This is a genomic window from Klebsiella sp. 141198, assembly GCF_050600785.1.
Lineage (GTDB): Bacteria > Pseudomonadota > Gammaproteobacteria > Enterobacterales > Enterobacteriaceae > Klebsiella > Klebsiella aerogenes.
The window spans coordinates 772,977-793,803 of sequence record NZ_JAQIRM010000003.1 but is presented as its reverse complement, the minus strand read 5'-3'; the positions used below and the strand labels follow the sequence as shown (position 1 = coordinate 793,803).

General features: G+C 48.3%; 16 protein-coding genes, 1 other RNA gene and 3 pseudogenes. 10 read left to right on the top strand and 10 right to left on the bottom strand.

Annotated features, from left to right (window positions below; translation table 11 throughout):
* The first annotated feature begins 121 nt into the window (after positions 1-121).
* The 8 genes and pseudogenes from smpB to PGR10_RS13705 all read left to right on the top strand — a co-directional run.
* Positions 122-604, top strand: a complete 483-nt coding sequence (smpB, locus tag PGR10_RS13740) for an SsrA-binding protein SmpB (protein ID WP_015370247.1) — start codon at positions 122-124, stop codon at positions 602-604.
* Positions 605-746: 142 nt separating this feature from the next.
* Positions 747-1,109, top strand: a transfer-messenger RNA (tmRNA) gene (ssrA, locus tag PGR10_RS13735).
* Positions 1,110-1,313: 204 nt separating this feature from the next.
* A pseudogene (locus PGR10_RS13730) lies at positions 1,314-1,808 on the top strand (integrase arm-type DNA-binding domain-containing protein); the annotation flags it as partial.
* An 80-nt stretch (positions 1,809-1,888) separates the two neighbouring features.
* A pseudogene (locus PGR10_RS13725) lies at positions 1,889-2,996 on the top strand (IS3 family transposase).
* A 417-nt stretch (positions 2,997-3,413) separates the two neighbouring features.
* Positions 3,414-6,620, top strand: coding sequence for a hypothetical protein (locus tag PGR10_RS13720; protein WP_430923635.1), 3,207 nt, complete (start codon positions 3,414-3,416; stop codon positions 6,618-6,620).
* Positions 6,613-7,065, top strand: a complete 453-nt coding sequence (locus PGR10_RS13715; protein WP_430923634.1) for a response regulator — start codon at positions 6,613-6,615, stop codon at positions 7,063-7,065. Before PGR10_RS13720 ends, PGR10_RS13715 begins: the two co-directional genes overlap by 8 nt.
* Positions 7,062-8,237: a response regulator gene (locus PGR10_RS13710; protein WP_430923633.1), complete on the top strand. Its 1,176-nt coding sequence runs from the start codon at positions 7,062-7,064 to the stop codon at positions 8,235-8,237. The genes PGR10_RS13715 and PGR10_RS13710 overlap by 4 nt, the downstream gene beginning before the upstream one ends.
* A gap of 551 nt (positions 8,238-8,788) precedes the next feature.
* Positions 8,789-8,890: pseudogene (locus PGR10_RS13705) on the top strand (integrase arm-type DNA-binding domain-containing protein); the annotation flags it as partial.
* Positions 8,891-9,047: 157 nt separating this feature from the next.
* Here PGR10_RS13705 and PGR10_RS13700 read toward each other — a convergent pair.
* Positions 9,048-9,848: a nucleotidyltransferase domain-containing protein gene (locus tag PGR10_RS13700; RefSeq protein WP_430923632.1), complete on the bottom strand. Its 801-nt coding sequence runs from the start codon at positions 9,846-9,848 to the stop codon at positions 9,048-9,050.
* Between the two features lie 451 nt (positions 9,849-10,299).
* Here PGR10_RS13700 and PGR10_RS13695 point away from each other — a divergent pair, with 451 nt between their 5' ends.
* On the top strand, positions 10,300-11,058 hold the full coding sequence (locus PGR10_RS13695) for a hypothetical protein (protein ID WP_063447414.1): 759 nt from the start codon (positions 10,300-10,302) through the stop codon (positions 11,056-11,058).
* 1 nt (position 11,059) lies between these two features.
* Positions 11,060-11,446: a DUF7079 family protein gene (locus PGR10_RS13690; RefSeq protein WP_064736906.1), complete on the top strand. Its 387-nt coding sequence runs from the start codon at positions 11,060-11,062 to the stop codon at positions 11,444-11,446.
* Positions 11,447-11,626: 180 nt separating this feature from the next.
* Here the strand turns inward: PGR10_RS13690 and torA are convergent, their stop codons facing one another.
* The 9 genes from torA to PGR10_RS13645 all read right to left on the bottom strand — a co-directional run bounded on the left by torA (position 11,627) and on the right by PGR10_RS13645 (position 20,818).
* A complete protein-coding gene (gene torA / locus PGR10_RS13685) occupies positions 11,627-14,146 on the bottom strand; it encodes a trimethylamine-N-oxide reductase TorA (RefSeq protein ID WP_430919178.1) in 2,520 nt (839 codons plus the stop codon).
* Between the two features lie 9 nt (positions 14,147-14,155).
* Positions 14,156-15,319 (bottom strand): NapC/NirT family cytochrome c, encoded by a 1,164-nt coding sequence (locus tag PGR10_RS13680; protein ID WP_006798114.1) that lies wholly within the window; start codon positions 15,317-15,319, stop codon positions 14,156-14,158.
* Positions 15,320-15,544: 225 nt separating this feature from the next.
* Positions 15,545-16,411 (bottom strand): c-type cytochrome biogenesis protein CcmI, encoded by an 867-nt coding sequence (gene ccmI / locus PGR10_RS13675; RefSeq protein ID WP_308957871.1) that lies wholly within the window; start codon positions 16,409-16,411, stop codon positions 15,545-15,547.
* Entirely contained in the window at positions 16,408-16,875 is a 468-nt protein-coding gene (locus PGR10_RS13670; protein WP_045378283.1) for a cytochrome c-type biogenesis protein, read from the bottom strand. The genes ccmI and PGR10_RS13670 overlap by 4 nt, the downstream gene beginning before the upstream one ends.
* The gene (locus PGR10_RS13665) at positions 16,872-17,429 is read right to left on the bottom strand and encodes a DsbE family thiol:disulfide interchange protein (RefSeq protein WP_015370115.1); all 558 of its coding nucleotides are present in this window, start codon (positions 17,427-17,429) and stop codon (positions 16,872-16,874) included. The genes PGR10_RS13670 and PGR10_RS13665 overlap by 4 nt, the downstream gene beginning before the upstream one ends.
* Positions 17,429-19,381, bottom strand: coding sequence for a heme lyase CcmF/NrfE family subunit (locus PGR10_RS13660; protein WP_430919181.1), 1,953 nt, complete (start codon positions 19,379-19,381; stop codon positions 17,429-17,431). The genes PGR10_RS13665 and PGR10_RS13660 overlap by 1 nt, the downstream gene beginning before the upstream one ends.
* A complete protein-coding gene (gene ccmE / locus PGR10_RS13655; protein WP_015703212.1) occupies positions 19,378-19,854 on the bottom strand; it encodes a cytochrome c maturation protein CcmE in 477 nt (158 codons plus the stop codon). Before ccmE ends, PGR10_RS13660 begins: the two co-directional genes overlap by 4 nt.
* The gene (gene ccmD, locus PGR10_RS13650; protein ID WP_087858647.1) at positions 19,851-20,075 is read right to left on the bottom strand and encodes a heme exporter protein CcmD; all 225 of its coding nucleotides are present in this window, start codon (positions 20,073-20,075) and stop codon (positions 19,851-19,853) included. Before ccmD ends, ccmE begins: the two co-directional genes overlap by 4 nt.
* Complete coding sequence (locus tag PGR10_RS13645) at positions 20,072-20,818, bottom strand: heme ABC transporter permease (protein WP_430923631.1); 747 nt, start codon at positions 20,816-20,818, stop codon at positions 20,072-20,074. The genes ccmD and PGR10_RS13645 overlap by 4 nt, the downstream gene beginning before the upstream one ends.
* Positions 20,819-20,827: the final 9 nt, after the last annotated feature.

The following is a 20,827-nucleotide window of genomic DNA, read 5'->3' as shown; positions in this document are numbered from 1 at the left end:
ATATCATTTATCTGCTGCTAAAAAAAACGCTGTACCATAACTCGTGCTAAGATAGCCCATTACGCCTCGCAGGAAGGATTGAGGTAACAATGTTTAGAACTAGCGATGACTTCAGGACATTATGACTAAGAAAAAAGCCCACAAACCTGGATCAGCCACCATTGCGCTGAATAAACGCGCCCGTCACGAATACTTTATCGAAGATGAATACGAGGCAGGCCTCGCGCTGCAGGGTTGGGAAGTGAAATCTCTGCGTGCAGGCAAAGCCAACATCGGCGATAGCTATGTCATTCTGAGAGATGGCGAAGCCTATCTTTTCGGCGCCAACTTTACGCCAATGGCGGTCGCCTCCACGCATTACGTTTGCGATCCGACCCGCACCCGCAAGCTGCTGCTCAATCAGCGCGAGCTCGATGCGCTATACGGCCGCATCAACCGCGAAGGTTATACCGTCGTCGCTCTGTCGTTGTACTGGAAGAACGCCTGGTGCAAAGTGAAAATCGGCGTGGCGAAAGGTAAGAAACAGCACGATAAACGCACCGACGTGAAAGATCGTGAATGGGCGGTCGATAAGGCGCGCATCATGAAGAACGCCGGGCGGTAATCCCCCCTTTCTGCGGGCCAGCTCCCCTGGCCCCACGCTATATTGCTGTTGTCGCTGCTTTTTCATTCGATATGCTGCCAGAATCCTCGCTTCAGGGGCTGGTAACCACCTTCACAAATCTGTTATACTTCAAGTACACATTGGGGCTGATTCTGGATTCGACGGGATTCGCGAAACCCAAGGTGCATGCCGAGGGGCGGTTGGCCTCGTAAAAAGCCGCAAAAAAATAGTCGCAAACGACGAAAACTACGCTTTAGCAGCTTAATAACCTGCTTAGAGCCCTCTCTCCCTAGCCTCCGCTCTTAGGACGGGGATCAAGAGAGGTCAAACCCAAAAGAGATCGCGCGGATGCCCTGCCTGGGGTTGAAGTGCTAAAACTAATCAGGCTAGTTCGTTAGTGGCGTGTCTGTCCGCAGCTGGCGTGCGAATGTAAAGACAAACTAAGCATGTAGTACCGAGGATGTAGGAATTTCGGACGCGGGTTCAACTCCCGCCAGCTCCACCAAAATTCTCCATCGGTGATTACCAGAGTCATCCGATGAAGTCCTAAGAGCCCGCTCGGCACAAGCCCTGCGGGCTTTTTTGTGCCTTGAATTTGTCCCGCGAAGTCTGATGCCAACTAATTAAATCCGAACCTTTTAGGCACCTTGTTAGGCACCTCATAAAGCTTTATTGTTTTTGAGGTGCCTAAAACTATGGAAACCCGGCAATGGCAAGACAAACCAAACCTCTATCCGTTAAGGAAATCGAATCCGCCAAACCTAAGGAAGCGGACTATGTTCTTTACGATGGCGATGGCCTTGAGCTGCTCATCAAATCCACCGGAAGCAAAATATGGCAGTTTCGCTACATTCGCCCTGTTACCAAGAGACGTGCGAAAAAGAGCATAGGCCCTTACCCGTCAGTTACCCTTGCCGATGCCAGAAACTACCGGGCAGAGTCACGCTCTCTCCTGGCGAAACAAATCGATCCACAGGAACATCAGCAAGAACAACTGCGTAGTTCGCTTGAAGCTAAAACCAATACTTTCCAGCTCGTGGCAGAACGTTGGTGGAATGTGAAGAAAGCCAGCGTGACAGAGGACTATGCCGACGATATCTGGCGCTCTCTTGAAAGAGATGTCTTTCCTGCAATTGGCGACGATAGCGTTACAGATATTAAAGCTCACACACTGGTTCAAGCCGTCCAACCAGTTCAGGCCAGAGTGTAAGCATCCCGGTAAAACGAACCATTCACTTTTAGAGAGCTTCCGACATACTGATTATGTTCTCTGAGGAGATCGCCATGCGTAAAGCCCGATTCACCGAACACCACATCATTACCGTTCTGAAGTCCGTCGAAGCCGGACGTACCGTCAAGGATATCTGCCGTGAAGCCGGTATTTTGAAGCCAGCTATTACAACTGGAAAGCGAAGTTTGGCGGTATGGAAGCGTCTGATATCAAGAAGATGAAGGACCTGGAGGATGAGAACCGGCGATTAAAACAGATGTTTGCGGGCCTGAGTCTCGAGTGCAGTGCACTGAAAGACGTTATTGTAAAAAGCTTTAAAACCTGCGATATAGCGAGAACTCGTCAGCTATCTGACGGCACAATTCGCCATGAGCATCCGCACGGCCTGTAGGACATTATCGCTGAGCAGGACGGTCTATGTTTACCAGCCCGATACCCGGCGCGATGAACCAGTGATCCAGCTGCTGACTGAGCTGGCAGAGCGCTACCCGCGATATGGTTTTAAGAAGTTGTTCCAGTTGCTGCGCAGACAGGGTAACACCTGGAATCATAAACGTGTTCACCGGATTTATTGCCTGCTGAAACTGAATTTTCGCCGTAAGGGAAAACAGCGCCTGCCGGTGCGTAATCCTGCTCCGCTGGCGACGCCAGAGGCGATGAACCAGAGCTGGTCCATCGATTTTATGCACGATGCGCTGGTGTGCGGTAGACGCTTCCGGACCTTCAACGTAGTGGATGATTTTAACCGCGAAGCACTGGCGATCGAAATTGACCTGAATATCCCGGCGCAACGGGTGGTCATAGTACTGGACAGGATAGTGGCGAACCGGGGTATCCACTGAACTGCGGATGGACAACGGCCCGGAACTGGTTTCGCTAACACTTGCGCAGTGGGCTGAAGAGCATAGTGTGGCACTGGATTTTATCAAGCCGGGTAAGCCGACGCAGAATGCGTTTATCGAATGGTTCAACCGGACGTACCGGACAGAAATCCTGGATTTTTACCTGTTCAGAACGCTGAATGAAGCACGGGAAATCACGGAAAGCTGGCTGAATGAATACAACAGCGAGCGTCCCCATGAATCCCTGAATAACCTGACGCCGGAGGAATACCGGTTGATGGCTGAAAAACCGGAACTCTCAAAAAGTGCGTGGAACTAAAACGGGTGCGCTTACAGGATACTTACACTAACCCATCCGGGAATCTGAGAAAAGTAAAGGGTGTTTAATTTGTGAGCTTGATTGATTAGATAGTAAGCCTCCCCCACCTACGAGAATACTCGAACATCGTATGCATTTCTTGACAGAGCTATCATTTTCAGTTGTTGTCTACCGAGGTAGGGTCAGTCTAAGGGAAATCTTAACTCAATACTTAAATTGTGGTATGGTAAATTCAATAGTTTCCTAATCATGTAAATCGTTAGGCTAACCTCGAATAAATTGTGAGTTTTATACGATTTGCAAGTTTCCTTTAGAAAGAATTTTTTGACAATTGAAGTCGACTTTAACTACCACAGCATATTTCACAACTGAAATATGTGCGGTAGCTATGTCTAATGTAAATCAGGGGGGGTAAAAATGAAAAAGAGAAATAGGATCTCCGTTAAGAATGTTAATTTTGGTAAAAATTTCATTCCAGCTTTAAATAAAGCAAGTTTATTATTTATTAACAAAGAGTCGATTCCTGTCGCACTAAATAAATTTTTGCATTCCAAAAATCACACAAAAATAGAAAGCGAACTTCCATTTTTAATAAGTTCAAAAAAAGTCAAGGAATCAATGAATGCGTTCGCATATGATTTCAACTCTATGGGTTTAAATCCCATACATACTGACTTACCTTTTAGAACGTTAATTTCCCTTTATAAAAATATATATAAAAGTGAATCGGAACGCCTTTTAAAATATGTTAAATTCAGAGATGATGTCGAATCAGCATTAGCAAGCGGCTGTTATGATGTGTTAGATGAGTTACTTGAACAAGTGAAAGATGAATTGGGTGAATCGTTATGGTACGCTCGCATTAAATTACTTACACTTTATCTTAATGGTGAGGCTGGTGAGATGCAGGACTTCTGTACCTCATTGAAATCTCGTACAGCGGACAGCATGTCCTTATTTATAATTCACTACCTAATCATTTTAACACAATCAATAGACCCAAGAAATGTTATCAATGTTGTATTAAATAAACAATTAAAAGAATTAAAGTCCGCTGGTTTTGTAGACTACGCAAACCTTATGCAAGAGTTTTTAGTTCCGTCACATATGAAAGAAGTAGTAATAACTCCATATATGTTAGAGTTATTCCAAAAAGTTAACTTGATTGATCAATATAATCTGATTACTTCAAGTTTGATATCTTTCTTGATAGATGCAAGGGATGAATTGGATGCCGAGGATAAAAATATTTTCAAAGGACTTTTTCATCTCCTTCAGGATATTACCAACGACTATAAAATTAACAATTTCCTAAACTCTTCAGCACTTGAGGTTGAGCAAAAACCGAACGCCTGTCCCACAAAATCTGTTTCGAACACGCAGATCACAGTACCAGATACTAGCCTTAATAAGGGTGTGTACAATAAACCTATCAGAAATCTTATCGAAATTTATGAATTATCAAAACGTTCCACACAATCTTTTGATGAGCTAAGGGCTCATATTACGCGCTTAAATGGTACAGAAGCATGTTTCTGGCTTGAGGCTGAATTGGTCAAAGCAGTTCCTCATTATCTTCCAGAAAAAAAATCTATACACATTAAAACCACCCATTCCATACTAACTAAAAACACTACACCTGATGAGTTAGTAAAGTTAACGCTTTTGGTCTCACCAGATGATTGTATACCTAATATAGATGAAATAAATCTCATTGATTTCAGTGAAGAAAAACTAACACCAAGCAATGCATTAAGTTCTAATATTGGGTATTCAAAAAAGATCATTGAAAGAAACATCCAATTTTTTATTGATAGTAATGATTTAGACCAAGCAATTAATTTAGCAGCGAACGTTCTTGTTCACAAAGAAGAAACATACTTAAGCCTTCCATTAAAACTATTGATACAAAAAATAGAATCTGAATTCAAACCTACATTAGATTACCTTATCGTCAGCCATTTTTATAAAAAGTACATTTCATCTAATAAATCGACATTGCATAATGAATTATTTGAAGAGTATATAATCGATAACGATGTGACAAAACCATCAGAATTAGTTTCAAACAAAATAACAAAGTCTAGTAAACTTTACTTTTTCTTCAAAGAAATCTGTTCACTTGAAACTATGGATTTTTTATCTGATTTCCAAAATAGCGATGAGCTTCGAGCCGAAAGATTACGACTTCTGGAGTATCTGTATGCTAATGGGAAAATTAGTAAAGATGTATTTTACAAAGAAACAGACGAAATAGTAAACCAGTTTATACTCGATTCTTCAGCAAGCCATTTTCAAATCAGTAAAATTTATGTCGATGAGGTATCTCTAAAGAAAAAGCTAAACAAAGAAATCTCCACTTTATTTGAATCGTATAAATATGCAGAGGATTCAAACGAAGAGATAGAAGTAGTAACTTTAGATGGTGATGAAAGTGTACCAATACAAGCCTTCGTTCGTGGGGCCAAAAGTGATATTTTATTAAAATCAATTGGACTCATGTTAGAAGCTTTCTTATACGATGAAAATCATGGTTTAGATACAAATTTATCTACTGAAATCAGACATGGATTCTTCTCAAATTATCTTCGGTCTGACCTTGAATCCCGACGGTTAATTTCTGAAATTGATGTTGACGGAAATTTTAAAAGCATGACCTACTGGGATGAGATGTATTCAAACATCTTATCAACACCTTTTCTACAGAGTATAACTGAAGAGTTCAAAACATTTACGAATGGATTTAACGAAACAATACGCGAAGCACAAGCATGGATGAAGGTAAGTACATCGCACGAAGATAAAAATGCACTTTTCATTTATAACGTATATGTCAGCCAGTATGACTACTTTAAATTATGGATGGAGTATTGTGAGACCGCTGATGAGTTTATGGACGAAGTTTTTACTATGTTCTGGGAGATCACGGACGAGATTTTAACTCTAATGCGTGAAAAAATAAACGTCGACCTTAAAGGCAAAGTCCAACAGTTGTTTTACGATCTACTGACTCGATTAGATTTAGTGAAAGGTGGTGCACTTTTAACTGACTTGATATCAAACATTGTTGCTTCTCAAAATAAAACAAGTGAGATAATCAGTGAAATATCTGACTGGTTTAATATTAATCAACACAGAGACTTTTCTCAGCAGACATTATCTCAAGTTATTGATGTATCCGTAAATTGCCTTGAGAAAATAAAAGGCAAGAATATTAACATAATAAAATCATTTAATAACGAGCTAAATAATTTTATAGTTGATGGCTTTACTGTTAAAAAATTCATCCTTGCACTAATAAATATTTTTGAAAACAGTTTAAAACATTCAGGACTGAATAGTGAATTACAGATAAACGTTAATGCTTATCTGTCCAACTCAAACATTTGCATTGATATCGTCAATAATTTATCTGAAGATGTCAACCTTGGTCTTACTGGAAGTAAAATTAAATCGTTGAATGAATTATTATCATCGCCTAACTCTCTAGAGTTAATGCGGGAAGAAGGCGGGACGGGGTTGGCTAAAGCCAGTAACTATATGAAGCAAGCCAATCGAGGTTACAGTCTAAATGTTTTTTGCGAACATCAGAAGTTTGTAACGAGGCTATTAAAAAATGATTAAACTACTAATAGTTGAAGATAATTCACATAAGCGTGAGAAAGTTATTGATTATATCCTTGAACTTTTACCAGATGCTATTATAGACCAAGCACATTCGTTTAGCTCAGGAAGTAAATTAGCGATAGATAATAATTATGACACAATAATACTTGATATCAGCTTACCTACATATGACAAAACCGAAAATGACACCGGGGGTAGGAATAGAGCATTTGGTGGCCATGAAATTGCCAGAAAGATAATAAGAAGAAAACTCAGAACAAACATCATATTTATTACACAATTCGATTCTTTTAGTGATCAAGATAGATCGCATTCTATAGATTCATTAGAGGAACTATTAAAAAATGATTGCGGAAATAATTTTATCGGCCTCGTCCGCTACGATAGTTCAAAATATTCATGGAAGGAAACGTTAAGCGAATTTTTGGGAATTAAGTCATGAGAGTAATCATAGTAGATGATGATAAAGTCCGCAGTGAGAGTATAAAAAATTGGCTTGTTGCAGTAGGTATTACCTCAAGTGATTTTGTCACTATTGTATCTTGCACAAGCATGGCTCGAACTTCAATAAAGAATTTTTTCTACGATATTTTAATTTTAGATGTAGTGTTACCTAAAAGAGATGATGACAAATCTAAATGGATCAATGGCATTGATCTTTTGAGCTACATTAATACATCTCCGCTTGCCAAAAAACCTAGCAAAATAATAGGAATGACCGCCTACTCCGATGATATACAAAATTTCAAAGCTGAGTTTGAACGTTATTGCTTCACGGTTGTTGAAGTGGTTAAAGACAATGAGGAATGGAAACCAAAATTCCTTAATGTTTTCAATTATCAGTCATCATCAAAACTTGCCAGTTTAGATGACGAAAAACCGATCATTGCTATGACAGTACACGGTATTAGAACTTTCGGGAATTGGCAGGAGAAGTTAAGAACACTGATTCAAAACAGAGCATCATATATCGATTTTCAAACGTATAAATATGGCTATTTTGCAGGTGTCAACTTCTTCATACCCTTCATTAGAAATACTCAAATAAAAAGATTAAAAGCAAAACTTACAGACTCATTCAAAATAAATCACAATAAGCATTTCGTTTTTTTCGCTCATAGCTTTGGGACATACATAGTAGCAAGGGCTATCAATGAAATAATAGAAAATGGAGATATTGTACCACAATTAACATTGGTACTTGCAGGTAGTGTTCTTCCATCAAACTATGATTTAAATACCATACTTGACCACAATAAAAATAATGTCATTGTAAATGATTGTGGTAATAGTGATTATGTCCTATGGCTTAGTGAGGCACTTGTACCATCCACAGGCATGGCTGGTAGAACCGGCTTTTATGGTGTAAGCAATAGTAGGTTTGTTAATAGATATCATCCAGGGGGCCATAGTCATTACTTTGAAGTTGATGGCTTCATGGAAAAATATTGGCTCCCTATACTTTGGAATGATACAGTGATAGGCAACACTGATATTAGACCATTTTCATTTTTTGAGCATGGGATACTTGAGCAATTGGTTGTTCTTTCGCGAAAATTAAAACCCCTTTACCCATTAATATTCGCATGCTTACTATACTTTGCTTTCAGATAATTTACAGCAGTGCATTACACTCTTAACTTTAAATATTTTATGCTCATCAACAGTCCCTCTTTCCAATTGATAGCATGAGGGATTGTTTATTTTTACTTTATTTTCTGTCAACATAAACATTTCTATTTCAGAACCTATCATTTCGACATATTAAACATTAACAACATTTACTTTTACAATCACGTTTAGAATCAGTTGTTGTCGAGCATAGTATTTCCCGGTTTTTATTATTTTAAAATCGACCAACTTATAAACCTTTATTTAATGATTCCTTTTTAGGCCCGTGAAAAAATCACTTTAAATGTATGTTATTACAATTCAAATAATTACAACCTAAAACACAGAGACGCCAGCCCACCAAAATTCTCCGTCGTAATTACCAGAGTCATCCGATGAAGTCCTAAGAGCCCGCACGGCGCAAGCCCTGCGGGCTTTTTTGTGCCTTGAATTTGTCCCGCGAAGTCCGAAGAGAACTCATTAAATCCGAACCTTTTAGGCACCTCATAAAGCTTTATTGTTTTTGAGGTGCCTAAAACTATGGAAACCCGGCAATACCAAGACAAACCAAACCTCTCTCAGTTAAAGAAATCGAATCTGCCAAATCCAAAGAAGCGGGCTACGTTCTCTATGATGGTGGTGATGGTGTAAATATCGCATACAGGCAGGTCACGTTTTTAGATAGCGGACCTTACTCTTGACACCTGAACCTGGCTTTAGCATGGGATTGTAGTAACTAAACTGCGACAGCCAATCCTGGGATTTAGATCGCTGGTACTTTACTCCGACCGTGTAAGCGACCGGAGTACAGGTTTAAACCCTGTTAGAATACGCTTTCAGCATCGCGAGAACCGCACAACGAGCCGCATCATCTGCGATATTCTCAGGCAGAGCATCAGCTCGCAGATTGATATAAGCGTCAACAGCCATTCTGATGGCCATGCTGACGGAGTCACGATCGTGCGTTGCCAGCGTGGAAGTCAGTAGACCATCAGGATCAATGCCGTGGAATTCAATGCGGCGAACCCCACGTTGCGGAAGATTGGCACGACGGTACAGCATTGGCCCCAGCACCTGCTCGCGGAAGAATGACAGCATCCCCATCGCTTCGAAGAGTTCGCCCCTTCCCAACTTAACCACTGCATAATGCAGCCAGATCCAGGCTCGGGACTCAAACCACTCCGGCGTCATATCAGGCCAGTGAGCACTAAATTTTGCCAGTTGTCGCTGCAGAGCAGTGTTATCACGGGTAAATAACACTGCTGGCTCCTCAACGCGTTGAGTGAGCATTTCCAGAGTGACGAATTTCAGATCGACATGAAGTAGTTCTGGGCCATACAGGCATATTAGCAGGCGAGGCTCTCCGACATGTTCCCCGGTAAAAGCATGGAGCAGATGGCCTAATGTTCCGGCAAGCTCCCTACGCTGCGTCATGATTTCGTCATAGTGTAGAGTGTCTACGACAACGACAAAATCGAGATCGGAGTATTTATCAAACCCACCATGAACAATTGAGCCACCAGCGAGAAGGGAGTGAATTCGCGAATCAGACTGAAATTTAAGTTTGAGTTGCTCTGCAAAACTTCTGTGTAAATCGGGTAATGTACTCAGCATACTTTTTCCTGTTCACAAAAAATACAAAGCATTTCAGAATATCGAGTTGTTTATATTCAGGCCAGATATTTTTGCAGGAACAGTGATGTCCGCAGCAGGTTATCCCGACGAGAAATATTGTCCTATGAGTCTGGCGCTACTTCTGGCAATCGTTTATTCCGGTATCTGACATACACTGTAGTGTCAGATACGCATTGTGAAGTGATAACTCTTCGCACTTCACTTGCTATGTACTTAATATTTTAATAAAAATAACTTATTGAACAGTATGACCCGTAAAACAAAAAAGAATTTTAAGCTCTATTCAAAACGCAGCTGGAGCTTAGTTCCAGTAACTAAGGGAACTCCGAATTGCCGGTTTCGTTTCAGAAATCATATAGAGTTCACTTAGCAAAAAAACAGACCATAAGTATCATTAGGAACCTATCTATTAGTAATGATGAGGTGCTGAATGGGATTCACATACCCTGCTGTCGCTGGAGCACTGCAGAATGATCAGAGAGCCTTTTCTGCTGCTCTGGCCTCGCTGCAAGGAACGGCATCAAACTTTGCCGCGCATTGTATTCAGGACTCCCGTGTTAGAGTGCAATATCTACGTGATATTCAAAACATGTCCGCCGAGTTTGTTCAATCAGTTGGAAGTGGGAAAATGTCTCCCAGAGAAGCCGCCACATTAGCCTCTCAGATGCGCAACGAAATTCTGGATCTTTCACGGCTAAGAAACAGCCCTGTCGGTAGAGCCTACGCGAAAAAGTTAAAACCATCGGGGCGTACGATGGCTGACCTAACTGAACATTATGCTACGAAGATGTTTCAGCAACCTTTCGAGTCTCTATCGGAAAGACAGCAGGCCACAATCTTTAAAGAAATGATCCACTCGGCTGGACGTGACAGGGGCGCAGTATCGGGCATCGCTAAAACCTTGGGTATGGCCGGTAAGCGTGTCCTCTTTGTCTCTTTAGCTGTCGCCGCTTACGAAATCTATCAAGCGGAAGATAAAACCACCGAAACGATGCATCAAGGTGCTATAGCCGCTGCTGGTGTTGCCGGAGGATGGGGAGTCGGAGCTGCAGTGGTCGCAACAGGTGTTTGTGCGGCAACTGCGCCTGTTTGTATTGGTGTTGCTGCATTAGTGGGCGGAATTCTCGCATCGGTCGGAACAGACCTTCTGTTTGGAACCTTATATGTTTCACCACAGGGGAGAAACTAATATGCAACTAACAGAAGCTCAACTGATGACCCGCGTTCCTGTCTGGCACGCATTATCGGAGCTGTTTACCGGACGCGAACTCCAGGACTACGACTACCGATGGATGGCGCAGAAGTTAAAGGAGTCTGGTTTAAGTCGGGAAGAGATCTTTGTGATTCTGGATGAGGAGGTTGCCCCTGCCCTCCAGTCAAATCTTCTCTACAACCCAACGCCGGTGATGGACGGTTGGTCAGAGGAAGATATTAAACAGCTCGTTACAGAGTATGTATATAAGAAGCCGACAATTATCGAGCGCATTATTCCAACCCGCTTACTGCTGAAACAGCGACGTAAACATATTCAGGATGAACTCACCAAGCTTTTCGATGAGCTGGATAAATGCTTCTGAAAGGGTTTTAAGCGAAGCGATTGGCATACGTTTAGGTTTACACCCAAAAGCGAGGCTCATGCAGTACAGGAAATAAGACGTTGTGAAATTAGAGATGCCGTGAATATATTCACTTTCACCTGATAAACAGACACTCCCTCACGGAAGTGTCCGTTTTGTCTTTCAAACGTCAGCTGCGGGTTACGCGCCTACCGGCACATCGTGCGCGGTGTTTTTCAGCGCCGGTCCGGTGTACTTCTCGATCTGCAACTGCGACATCTGGCCACAGTTCCCCTGCGCCAGGCTGGAGGAGCCCACGTCAAAGGTCAGACAGTTGACGTTACCGTTTTTACACAGCGATCCCGGCTGTGACGGGTCGGCCGGATCAAACCATGCCCCTTCGCTGATGCGCACCACACCTTCGCGAACGTTATCGGTAATCACCGCTCCGACCAGGATCTGCCCGCGATCGTTAAAGGCGCGAACCAGATCGCCTTCACTGATGCCGCGCGCGCTCGCATCTTTCGGATGGATCCAGATGGCTTCGCGATCGGCTACCGCGTATTTCTTGCGCAGCGGCGTATTATCGAGCTGCGAATGCAGACGGTTAATCGGGTGACCGGTATTAAGCGACAGCGGATATTTCTCGGCTTCCGGCCCGCGATACCACTCGTGCGGCGGCATCCAGGTTGGAATCGCTTTGCAGTCCTCGTAGCCCATTTTAGCGATGGCGTCAGAGTAGATCTCGATTTTCCCTGACGGCGTCCCCAGCGGGTTGAGCAGCGGGTTCTCGCGGAAATCGGCGAAACGCACCCACTGGGTGTTCTCTTGCGGGATCGGGAAGCGAATGTAGTTGTTGGAAGCCCAGAACATATCAAACGGCGGCAGCGCCACGCGGGCGTTGCGCGCCTGGGCTTTCATCTCGTCATACATGCCCTTCAACCACAGCATCTCATCTTTGCCTTCGGTAAAGGCCTCGTGCACCCCAAGGATCTCGGAAATCCCCGCAAAGACATCAAAGTCGTTTTTCGCTTCGTTCTGCGGCGGTACGCACTGGCGCAGCGGGAAGACATAAAGCTGCGAATAGTCGCCGCCCATGTCCATGTCGTTGCGCTCGTAGGTGGTGGTCACCGGCAGTACGATGTCCGCGTGTTTCGCCGTCGCCGTCCAGTACGGTTCGTTCACCACCACGGTTTCCGGATGCTGCCAGGCTTTCACCAGGTTGTTGGTATCCTGATGCTGGTGGAAGGTGTTACCGCCCGCCACGTACACCATTTTAATATCCGGATAGGTGACTTTCGTGCCGTTATAGTCGATGGTCTTGCCTGGGTTCGCCAGCGCATCGGCGATGCGCGCCACCGGGAACGGCGTAATATCTTTCGCCGCCGGCGACGTTGGGCTACCGGCGGAGATCCCCGCCAGAATACCGCCGCGCGCGGTTGGGCTACCGCCGGAAGAGTAGTGATAGCTAAAGCCGAAACCGCCGCCGGGCAGGCCAATCTGCCCCAGCATCGCCGCCAGCGTCACCATCATCCAGTGGGCCTGTTCGCCATGATGCTGACGCTGAATGCCCCAGCCGCCCATGATCATGGTGCGATGCTTCGCCATATCTCGCGCCAGCTGCTTGATGGTCTCAGCATCAACGCCGCTGATATCCGCAGCCCAGTTGGCATCTTTGACGACGCCATCTTCTTTACCGTTCAGGTAGGCTTCAAATTTATCGAACCCTACGGTGTAGGTTTTCAGGAAATCTGGGTTATGCAGATTTTCTGCCAGCAGCGTATGGGCCACCCCCGCCATCAGCGCGCAGTCGGTGTAGCTGCGCGGGGCGATCCACTCGGCGCCTAACTCACGCGCGCTGTCGCTGCGCACCGGGTCGATACAGATCATCCGGGTGCCCTTTTTCTTCAGCGCTTCAAAACCCGTCTGGCCGACGTGATCCGGCAGGTTCCAGCTGTTTTTCAGCGTGATCATGGGGTTACAACCGATCATCACCACCAGCTCGCTGTTATCAATCACGTTTGGCCACGCGGTCTGCTGTTCGTAAACTTCAACAGAGCCGACCACGTGCGGCATAATCACCTGCGCCGCGCCGGTGGAGTAGTCGCCGGAATAGCCGACAAAGCCGCCCGCCAGGTTCATCATGCGCTGCAGCAGCGTTCTCGGGTTGTGGAACATCCCGACGCTTTTCCAGCCGTAAGAACCGGCATAAATAGATGATGGGCCATGCTCTTTTTGCAGACGGCTGATTTCACTCGCCACCAGATGCAGGGCTTTATCCCAGCTGACGCGGACCCACTCATCGCGGCCGCGCAGCTCTGGCTTACTGTTTTTCGCTCCGCCTTCTAACCAGCTTTTACGCACCATCGGATATTTAATCCGGTTTTCGGCGTGAACCTGATACGGCGCCATGGTAATCAGTTCGTTGGGATACGGATCGTCTTTGATCGGGCGAACGTCAACCATTTTGCCGTCGCGGACGATGGCTTCAAACGCGCCCCAGTGGGCGCCGGTGAGAATCCCGCTTTCCGCCTGGCGCAATGCGATAAACTGCGGCATCGCCTGGCTGATGGCCTCCGCCAGCGCCGAACGCGGCCACAGCCCCGCCAGCAGCGGCGCCGCCATCAGGGCGCTGGCGCCAGCCAGAAAACGGCGACGCGTCAGATTCATACCGGGTTCCTGGCTCTGATCCGCCATGTCATAATCGTTATTCTTTTTCATCATGGCTCCTTATTGTTTGTCCTGATTGGCCGCTGCTGGCATGTCGCTCGCATGTTTTTGTACGTACTGGGTCAGGAGACGAACCTGTTCCTGAGTCAGTGAAGTACGGCCGGACATACCTTTAACCACCCCAATCCACTGGTTGGCGTTAAAGCGATTCAACTCGGTCAGGCCATGACAGCCGGTACAGTTGTTAGCCATTAATTCAGAAGCGTAACTCCAGATTTTTTGCTGATCGCCAATCAGATTTTTCGCCGGCAGCCAGACCTGCAGATCGACTTCATGCCAGACCTGTTTGGTCTCTTCATCGGTAACGGAGCCAGACACTTTTAACGCTTTGCGAGCTTCTTCGCCCAGCAGCGCGCTCATAATGCGTTTGCCGCGCGCGGCGTAGAAGGCTTCGGTGACGCCATCCTGTTGCCAGCCATGAACATCCGCCAGCACCATGTCGCCTTCACGTTTCACCACTTTCACTTCAGTGGAGGCCATCAGGTTACCGTCGTTATGGTCGCCCGCTTTCTCGCTCAGCCAGAACGGCTGGGTCTGAATGGTGTAAAGGGTGGTCGCGGTCGCCGGGGTTTTCGCCGCCGCGTTAGCGAGCTCGCTGGCCCCTGCCGCCGCCAGGCCGCTCATGTTCGGCAGAATATGCGCCACGCCTTTATGGCAGTCGATGCAGGTTTCGCCTTCTTTGATCGCGACCGGGTGCTGCTTACGGGCTTCAGGGGTTTGCGCCAGAATATCCATCGCTTTATAGTCGTGGCAGGAACGGCAGGTCGCCGAATCGCTCTTCTTCAACCCATCCCAGACGCTCTGGGCCATCGCCAGTTTATGCGCCTCGTATTTTTCCGGGGTGTCGATTTTGCCGGTCATTTCACCCCAGACATCTTTCAGGGCGCCAATTTTGGTCAGCATATAATCGATCGGCTGATGAGGAACGTGGCAATCGGCGCACTCGGCGCGAATACCTTTATCGTTCTGAAAATGCACGCTGCCCTGATATTCCGCCAGAGGCTGCTGCATGGTATGACATGACACACAAAATTCGGTATCGCTGGTTTTATGCATAATAGTCGCGGTACCAGCCAGCAATACCACGCCAATAATGATCCCAACCAGCAAGGCGATAAATATAATTTTTCGCCTACCAGAGCGTTCCAGTGAAAGTTTACTCATCTTATTATTTAACCCTTTTCCTAAATGAAAGACGCAAAAGTCCCTGCCAGATGGCAATCGTTATATAAATAAATCTATAACGATTGCACTCACCTTCTAATCCAACTGTATTTATGGAGATTTTCGGAGCCAGGATAATCAGCCGGGGGTGATTATCCTGTGATTTCAGAGCGATAACCCATTGCAAATCCAATATGCCTTCGAGCAATACTCACGTTATTTTAATTATTTCAGTGTAGCGGCTTGTTCTTTTTTCGCGCGGTCAATACTACGAATGATAATTTCTCGCTGAACATCATCCGCCGGTAACAGTTGCAGCATCAGCTGCCACGCCGCGATCGCTTTGTCATACTGCTGGTGCTCAAAGGCGTTAAACGCCGCCAGGCTAAGCACCCGTACATCGTTATGGTTATTCTTCAGCAACGTATCGAGCAGTTGCTGGGCTTCACGGCTATCGTTGGGATCCGTAGAGTGAAGTAACGCTTCGGTATATCCCAGTTGCGCATCGGCGTTGCCTGGCGCCAGCTGTCGCGCCTTATCAAACGCCTGTAACGCGGCTCCTGGATTATTGAGCACCAGCTGCAGCCTGCCGAGCATCGTCCAGCTCAGCTGGTCGGCCGGGTATTGCTGCAGGCGGGTGCGTAGCCCCAGCGCCAGTCGAAACAGCTCTTCTTCCGACAACGGTTTGCCCTGTGGATCCATCACCCGCTGCATCAGCTGCGGCGTTTGCTGGACGACTTGCTGCCACTCAACCACGCGAGTCATGTAACTCGTTCGGATAAAAACCCCTACGCATAAAGAGGTTAGTATAATAACCCCAAGAATATACACCCAATAACTACTATTTTTGTGATTCGTTTCGGCAGATTCGGGCAAATCTTCCAATAAATTCAAGCGTAAATCGTCAACCAGCTGCTGTTGCTGCGCCGCGTTCACCGCTGAAATGTCCTCATCAAGCTCCTGCAGGCGCGCCCGATAAATCATATGGTTCATGGTATTGCGGTCAACGCGCTGCCTGCCGCTCCACGGAATAAACAGCAGCGCCGCGGTTCCCAGCAGTAACACCAACATGATGAGCAAAGCGACAATCATTTCAGGGTCCTTTTATTGTCATCAAGCAGCGCCTTTAAGCGTTCCTGTTCCTGCGCGCTCAGTTCGCTGACGCGTTCAGCCCGTGAGCGACGGCTTAAACGGAAAATCACCAGCGCGCCGCCCACAACAAAACAAGCCGGCAGCAGCCAGAGGATAATCGTCGCGGGGGTCACCGGCGGTTCGTAGGTCACGAAGTTGCCGTAGCGCGCCACCATGTAATCGGTGATTTGCTGATTGCTTTGTCCCTGCTCCATCAATTGCCAGACCTTTTTGCGCATGTCGGCGGCAATCATCGAGTTCGAATCGGCAATACTGTTGTTCTGGCATTTCGGGCAGCGCAGCTGTTCGGTCAACTGGCGGAACTGCTGCTCCTGAGCCTCATCTTTAAATGGATAGGTATCAATCGCCGCCAGCGCCTGAAACGAGAGCAGCGCCGTCAGTAAAGTGATGAGAAGATATTTCACGCGCCCCCCTGCTGGCTGTATTTATTCCACAGCGGCAGAATCTCCTGCTGCCAGACCCGCTCGTTCACATCGCCGGCATGGCGGTAGCGGATAATGCCTTTGCCGTCGATGAGGAAAGTTTCCGGCGCGCCATACACGCCAAGATCCAGCCCCAGCATACCGTCGCCGTCAAACACCCCCAGCGCATACGGGTTGCCCAATTCGTGCAGCCAGTTCACCGCTTTCTGGCGATCGTCTTTATAGTTGATGCCAACGATGCGAATGCCCTGCGCCGCCAGGGAGCGCAAATACTGATGCTCCGCCCGGCAGGTGGGGCACCAGGTGGCCCAGACGTTAATCAGCACCGGTTTACCATTGATAATGTTAGAGGGATCCAGCATGACATCCGGTTTTTCCAGCGACGCCAGGCGGAAATCCGGCAGAGGCTTACCCACCAGCGCTGATTCAAGCACGGTAGGATCGTCGCCGTCGCTATTGCGCATCAGTTGCCACATCAGCGCTGCCGCCAGAATCAGGAAGATAGCCAGCGGTAAATATAAGACTTTGCGGTTCATCACGCGTTCTCCGGCAGTGATTTACGTAAGCGGTAACGTGGGTCCAGAATGCACAGCACGCCGCCAAACGCCATTAACATCCCGCCGAACCAGATCCAGCGAACAAAAGGTTTATAGTACAAGCGCACCGCCCAGCTACCGTCGGCCAGCTCTTCACCCAGCGCGGCGTACAGGTCGCGCGCCAGCCCGCCGTCGATGGCGGCTTCGGTCATCTCCATCCGGCTGCTGCTGTAAATGCGTTTCTCCGCCCGCAGCGTACTCACGTGACGGCCATTCTGCGAAACTTCGATCACCCCTTCACCGCCAAAGTAGTTCGGCCCGGTGATATCCCGCACGTCACGGAACACAAAGTGATACTGGTGGATATCGACGCTATCGCCCGGCTTCATTCTCACGTCGCGTTCGATGCTGTAATTCTGACTGAAGGCGATGCCAATGACGGTGACCACCAGCCCTACGTGACCGGCGACCATTCCCCAGTGGCTGCGTCCGAGGCGGGTCAGCCCGCGCCAGAAGGGGTGGCGGTCGGTGGCGCGCTCCACCACTTCCATCACGGTAAGCACAAATGCCCACAGCGACATCAGCAGGCCAACCACGGTCATGGCTTTAATACGATCCTGCATCAGCCATGGCAGTACAACAGCCAGCACGATAGAGACCAACGCGGCAATCAGCAGCCGCTTACGCAGCTTGTGGAATTCATCGCGACGCCAGCGCACCAGCGGCCCGATACCAAGCAGCAGCGAGAACGGGATCATCAGCGCAATAAAGAGGGAATTAAAGAACGGCTCGCCAATAGAAATGCTGCCTAACCCCAGTAGCTTGTGTATCAGCGGCAGCAGCGTCCCCAGCAGTACCACCAGCATGGCGGCAATCAGCAGCACATTGTTGCCCAGCAGTAGCGACTCGCGCGACCACAGTTCGTGACGCACCCGGGAACGGACCTTGCCGCCTTTGATGGCGAATAACAGCAGCGAACCGCCGATAGTGATCACCAACAGCGCCAGAATAAACATGCCGCGCGTGGGATCGGAAGCGAAGGAGTGTACGGAAATCAGTACCCCGGAACGCACCAGGAAGGTGCCCAGCAGGCACAGCGAGAACGCCAGAATCGCCAGCAGCACGGTCCAGGATTTAAAGCTGCCGCGCTTTTCAGTGACCGACAGCGAGTGAATCAGCGCCGTTCCCGCCAGCCACGGCATCAGAGAGGCGTTTTCTACCGGATCCCAGAACCACCACCCGCCCCAGCCGAGCTCATAATAGGCCCATGCGGACCCCAGCACGATACCGACCGTCAGAAAGCTCCACGCCGCCAGCGTCCACGGGCGCGACCAGCGCGCCCACGCGCTATCAAGGCGCCCGGTCATCAGCGACGCAATGGCGAAAGCAAAGGCCACGGAGAAGCCCACATAGCCCATGTACAGCATCGGCGGGTGGAAGATCAGCCCGATATCCTGCAGCATAGGGTTCAGATCGCGCCCCTCGATGGGGAAATCAGGTAGCGTACGCACGAATGGATTTGAGGTCAGCAGGATAAACGCCAGGAAGCAGAAGGAGATCATCCCCATTACCGCCAGCACCCGTGACGAGGCCTCCAGCGGAATATTACGGCTCAGGGCCGCGACCGCGCAGGTCCAGCCGCTCATCAGCAATACCCACAGCAGCAACGATCCCTCGTGGGCCCCCCAGGTCGCCGCTACGCGATACCACACCGGCAGCAGCGTATTCGAGTTACTGACGACATACAGAACGGTGAAGTCATTCACCACAAAGGCGTACACCAGAATGAGAAACGCCCCGAGGATGGCGGCAAACATCGCTACCGACAGCGGCTTCGCCAGCGCCATCATCCGCGCATCCTGCCGCATCGCGCCCCAGGAGGGAAATAGCGCCAGCAGGCAGGAAATGCCCAGCGCCAGGCACAGCAGGAAGAGGCCGATTTCAGGGATCATTGCGCGGCTCCCTGCGGTTTCTCAGCCGGATGATGATTCTCTTCCATCGCTTCTTTCACTTCCGGAGGGGTGTAATTTTCATCGTGTTTCGCCAGCACTTCTTTCGCGCGGATATGCGTCCCGTCCTGCAGCGTCCCCTGGGCTACGACCCCTTGCCCCTCGCGGAACAACGCCGGCAGGATCCCGGTATAGCTCACCTCGACGACGCCGCGGGCATCATAGAGTTTGAAGGTCACATCGAGGGTTTTATCGTCACGCTTCACGCTGCCGGGCATCACCATGCCGCCGATACGTAGACGCTGCCCCGGCTCTGGCTTCTGGCCATTTTCCCGTTTGCCGTATATCACTTCGCCCGGTGTATAGAAGAGATCGATATTGGAGCTTAATGCATACATCACCAGACCAACGGTCAGCGCCAGCCCCCCAATCACTCCGCAGGCGAGCCAGAGACGTACTTTACGCCGAGGATTCACAACGCATCTCCCTTCATTGAGCTTTGCTTACGCGCCGCCGATACCCGGCGCTCGCGCGCCATCTGCCGACGTATATCCGCCAGTAGCGCCCGGCGCTGCCAGCGGGTATGGATGAACAAAATCAGCAGCGCGATGACCGTCACTGCAACCGCCAGCCAGACATAAAAGGCGTAGCCGCCCATCTGCCAGAAATCGCTCCAGGAGTGAAAAGCGCGGGTCATGAGTTCTCCTCGCGCTTACTAGCGCCAGCCAGCGCCACGACCCACGGGCGGCGGCGCTCCTGCAACAGAATTAAATTACGCATACGCATTAATGTCAGAGTAATAAAGAGGAATAAGAAACCGAAAATGGTTAAACGCAACGGCATGCGCATCGACGGATCGATGGTTTTCTGCATATTGGTCGAGCCCTGATGTAGGGTGTTCCACCATTCCACGGAATAATGAATAATCGGCAGGTTGACCACCCCAACCAGCACCAGTATCCCGGCGGCGCGCCCGGCCAGCCGGCGATCGTCAAAAGCGTGATACAGGCCAATCACCCCGACGTATAAAAACAGCAGGATCAGTTCGGATGTCAGACGCGCATCCCAGACCCACCAGGTTCCCCACATCGGTTTTCCCCACGCGGAACCGGTCACCAGCGCAATGAAGGTGTAAACCGCGCCTGGCAGCGCCATCGCCATCACCGCTTTATCCGCCATTTTCATCTGCCAGACCAGGCCGACAAAAGCGGTCACGGCCATTGAGCCGTAAATCCCCATCGACCACATCGCCGCCGGGACGTGCAGATACATGATGCGATAGCTTTCACCCTGTTGATAATCTGCCGGGGCGTAGACAAATCCCCAGACGCAGCCCACCATCAGAAACAGCGCGCTGAGGATAGCCATCAGCGGAATGAATCGTCCGCATACGCTATACAGGCGCTCTGGAATGGCGAGTTGATGTAACACTTTCCACATTTTCTTTGC

Excerpts from the sequence above, each read along its gene's own strand:
- PGR10_RS13665 (WP_015370115.1), bottom strand. The coding sequence starts at position 17,429 with ATGAACCGCAAAGTCTTATATTTACCGCTGGCTATCTTCCTGATTCTG.
- PGR10_RS13720 (WP_430923635.1), top strand. The coding sequence starts at position 3,414 with ATGAAAAAGAGAAATAGGATCTCCGTTAAGAATGTTAATTTTGGTAAA.
- ccmD (WP_087858647.1), bottom strand. The coding sequence starts at position 20,075 with ATGACCCGCGCTTTTCACTCCTGGAGCGATTTCTGGCAGATGGGCGGC.
- PGR10_RS13710 (WP_430923633.1), top strand. The coding sequence starts at position 7,062 with ATGAGAGTAATCATAGTAGATGATGATAAAGTCCGCAGTGAGAGTATA.
- PGR10_RS13700 (WP_430923632.1), bottom strand. The coding sequence starts at position 9,848 with ATGCTGAGTACATTACCCGATTTACACAGAAGTTTTGCAGAGCAACTC.
- torA (WP_430919178.1), bottom strand. The coding sequence starts at position 14,146 with ATGAAAAAGAATAACGATTATGACATGGCGGATCAGAGCCAGGAACCC.
- PGR10_RS13695 (WP_063447414.1), top strand. The coding sequence starts at position 10,300 with ATGGGATTCACATACCCTGCTGTCGCTGGAGCACTGCAGAATGATCAG.
- ccmI (WP_308957871.1), bottom strand. The coding sequence starts at position 16,411 with ATGATTGTCGCTTTGCTCATCATGTTGGTGTTACTGCTGGGAACCGCG.
- PGR10_RS13660 (WP_430919181.1), bottom strand. The coding sequence starts at position 19,381 with ATGATCCCTGAAATCGGCCTCTTCCTGCTGTGCCTGGCGCTGGGCATT.
- smpB (WP_015370247.1), top strand. The coding sequence starts at position 122 with ATGACTAAGAAAAAAGCCCACAAACCTGGATCAGCCACCATTGCGCTG.
- PGR10_RS13715 (WP_430923634.1), top strand. The coding sequence starts at position 6,613 with ATGATTAAACTACTAATAGTTGAAGATAATTCACATAAGCGTGAGAAA.
- PGR10_RS13690 (WP_064736906.1), top strand. The coding sequence starts at position 11,060 with ATGCAACTAACAGAAGCTCAACTGATGACCCGCGTTCCTGTCTGGCAC.
- PGR10_RS13645 (WP_430923631.1), bottom strand. The coding sequence starts at position 20,818 with ATGTGGAAAGTGTTACATCAACTCGCCATTCCAGAGCGCCTGTATAGC.
- PGR10_RS13680 (WP_006798114.1), bottom strand. The coding sequence starts at position 15,319 with ATGAGTAAACTTTCACTGGAACGCTCTGGTAGGCGAAAAATTATATTT.